Annotated in this window: 2 protein-coding genes and 1 pseudogene; all 3 read right to left on the minus strand. The window is 65.6% G+C overall.

The annotated features are described in order from the left end of the window. A pseudogene (locus GX015_RS02725) lies at window positions 1-446 on the minus strand (F0F1 ATP synthase subunit beta); the annotation flags it as partial. A gap of 2 nt (window positions 447-448) precedes the next feature. Beyond that, on the minus strand, window positions 449-1,429 hold the full coding sequence (locus GX015_RS02730; RefSeq protein WP_291342607.1) for a F0F1 ATP synthase subunit gamma: 981 nt from the start codon (window positions 1,427-1,429) through the stop codon (window positions 449-451). 52 nt (window positions 1,430-1,481) lie between these two features. Next, window positions 1,482-3,019, minus strand: a 1,538-nt coding sequence (gene atpA / locus GX015_RS02735; protein ID WP_291342609.1) for a F0F1 ATP synthase subunit alpha, incomplete at its 5' end; no start/stop codon positions are given.

Below are 3,019 nucleotides of genomic sequence, written 5' to 3' on the forward strand. Positions count from 1 at the left end.
ATGACCTTGATGCCCGTCTCCAGGATCTCGGTCTTGCCCTCGAGCTGGTCGAAGGCCGGCGGCTCGCGGTGGATGCCCCACTGCTCGCCGTCGCGACCCAGGCCCGGCTCGTCCAGGCAGTCGCCCAGCGCGTTGAAGACGTGGCCCTTGACGACGTCGCCGACGGGAACCGAAATCGGCTTGCCCGTGTCGGTGACGTCCGCGCCGCGGACGAGGCCGTCGGTCGGGGCCATGGCGATGGTGCGCACAAGGTTGTCGCCCAGGTGCTGCGCCGTCTCGAGGACGATGGTCTTGGCGACCGAAGGAAGGGTAACTTCCACGGTCAGCGCGTTGTACAGTGCCGGGAGCTCGTTACGCGGGAACTCCACGTCGACGACGGCACCGATGACACGCACGATGCGGCCGACGGCCGTCGCGGTGTTCTGCTCATTGAGAGCTGTGCTCATATCTAGTCACTTTCTCCGCTGTCGTCGAGCGCACCGGCGCCACCGACGATCTCTGTGATTTCCTGGGTGATCTGCGCCTGACGGGCCTGGTTGGCCACGCGCGAGAGGTCCTTGACCAGCTCGGTCGCGTTGTCGGTCGCCGACTTCATGGCGTTGCGTCGCGCCGCGGACTCGGAGGCCGCGGCCTCGAGCATCAGGGCGAACAGGCTCTTCGACACGTACTGCGGCAGCAGCGCCGTCAGCAGCGTGTCGGCATCCGGCTCGAATTCGTAGTCCGGGTGCAGCTCCGCGCCGCCGTCGGAAAGCATGTCCTCGCCCAGTTCCATCTCCTCGGTCTCGATGACCGGCTCGATGGGCAGCATCTGGTGCGCCCGCGGAATCTGGGACAGCATCGACACGAACTCCGTGTAGACCACGTGAACCTGGTCGAAGCCCTGGACGGTCTCGCCGTCCGCCACGCGCAGCCCCTCGCGGTGCTTCGCCTGGCCTTCGGAGGTTGCCACGAAGCCGTCGATCAGGTGACGACGCACATCGTGGGTGAGGTCGTAGTCCGGATCCTGGGAGAAGCCCTCCCAGGTGCCGGCCATCGGCATCTCACGGAAATCGTAGTAATCGATGCCCTTGCGGCCCGTGACGTAGGTGACGGTCTCGTACCCCTCGCCCTTGAGGGTGGCGCGGAGTTCCGCGGCCTTCTTCAGGACGTTGTGGTTGTAACCGCCGCACATGCCGCGATCGGACGTCACCACGAGAATCGCGGCACGGTTGGCGCCTTCGCGCTCGTGCAGCATCGGGTGATCAAGCGAGGAAGCCGAGGCGAGACGTCCGATGACGTTCTCGATCTCGTCGGCGTAGGGCTGGGAGTCCGCAACCCGACGCTGCGCCTTGGTGATGCGCGACGTCGCGATGAGCTCCTGTGCCTTGGTGATCTTCTTCGTCGAGTTGACCGACTTGATGCGGTCTCGCAATTCACGAAGATTCGCCATGTTCTAACGCCTCCCTTCTTTTTCGATAACGGTCATTGCAAACACGCCCCGACTACTTCGCGGCGGACTTGCGGGAGACCGAGATCTGCTGCTTGGTCTGCTCGCCCTCGGCGAGGGGCTCGGCCGGGGCCTCCTTGGCCACGGGAGCGCCGTCCGAAGTCTGGAAACCCTTCTTGAACTCCGCGACGGAGGACTTCAGGGCGGACTTGGACTCGTCGGAGAACGGCTTGCCACCGTCGATCTGCTCGAAGACGGCCTCGTTCTTCGAGTACAGGTGCTCCATGAGCTCCGTCTCGAAGCGGCGGACGTCCTCGACCGGGACATCGTCGAACTCGCCCTCGCCGGCCAGGTAGATCGAGGTCATCTGGTACTCGACCGACTGGGGCTGGTTCTCCTTCTGCTTCAGCAGCTCGACCAGACGCTGGCCGCGCTCGAGCTGACGCTTGGAGGCGTCGTCGAGGTCGGACGCGAACATCGCGAACGCCTCGAGGTCGCGGTAGGACGCGAGGTCCAGACGCAGGTTGCCGGAGACCTTCTTCATGCCCTTGGTCTGGGCGGCGCCGCCGACTCGGGAAACCGAGACGCCGACGTTGATGGCCGGGCGAACGCCCTGGTTGAACAGGTCCGACTCCAGGAAGACCTGACCGTCGGTGATCGAGATCACGTTGGTCGGGATGAAGGCGGAGACGTCGTTGGCCTTGGTCTCGATGATCGGCAGGGCGGTCAACGAACCGGCGCCCATGTCGTCGGACAGCTTCGCCGCGCGCTCCAGCAGACGGGAGTGCAGGTAGAAGACGTCACCCGGGTACGCCTCGCGTCCCGGCGGACGACGCAGCAGCAGGGAGATGGCGCGGTAGGCCTCGGCCTGCTTGGTCAGGTCATCGTAAATGACCAGGACGTGCTTGCCCTGGTACATCCAGTGCTGGCCCAGGGCGGCACCCGCGAAGGGGGCCAGCCACTTGAAGCCGGCGGCATCGGAAGCCGGGGCGGCCACGATGGTGGTGTAATCGAGCGCGCCGTGATCCTCGAGGGTCTTGCGCACGCCGGCGATGGTCGAGCCCTTCTGGCCGATCGCGACGTAGATGCAACGCACCTGCTTCGTCGGATCGCCGGACTCCCAGTTCGCCTTCTGGTTGAGGATGGTGTCCAGGCAGACCGCGGTCTTGCCGGTCTTGCGGTCACCAATGATCAGCTGTCGCTGACCACGACCGATCGGGGTCATCGCGTCGATGGCCTTGATGCCGGTGGCCATCGGCTCCTCGACCGGCTGACGCTGCAGCACGGACGGGGCCTGGAGCTCCAGGACGCGGTCCTCTTCGGCCTCGATGTCGCCCAGGCCGTCGATCGGCTGGCCCAGGGGGTTGATAACGCGGCCGAGGAACTTGTCCCCGACCGGGATGGACAGGACATCGCCCGTCCGCTTGACCTCGTCGCCCTCGGCGAGCGACTCGAAGTTGCCCAGGACCACGACGCCGACCTTGTCGGTGTCGAGGTTCTGCGCGACGCCAATGACGCCGCCCGGGAACTCGAGAAGCTCGTTGGTCATGACCGACGGCATACCCGCAACCTGCGCAATGCCATCAGCAGCAC

Origin of the sequence: Corynebacterium sp., from assembly GCF_012837295.1 — a bacterium.
GTDB lineage: Bacteria > Actinomycetota > Actinomycetes > Mycobacteriales > Mycobacteriaceae > Corynebacterium.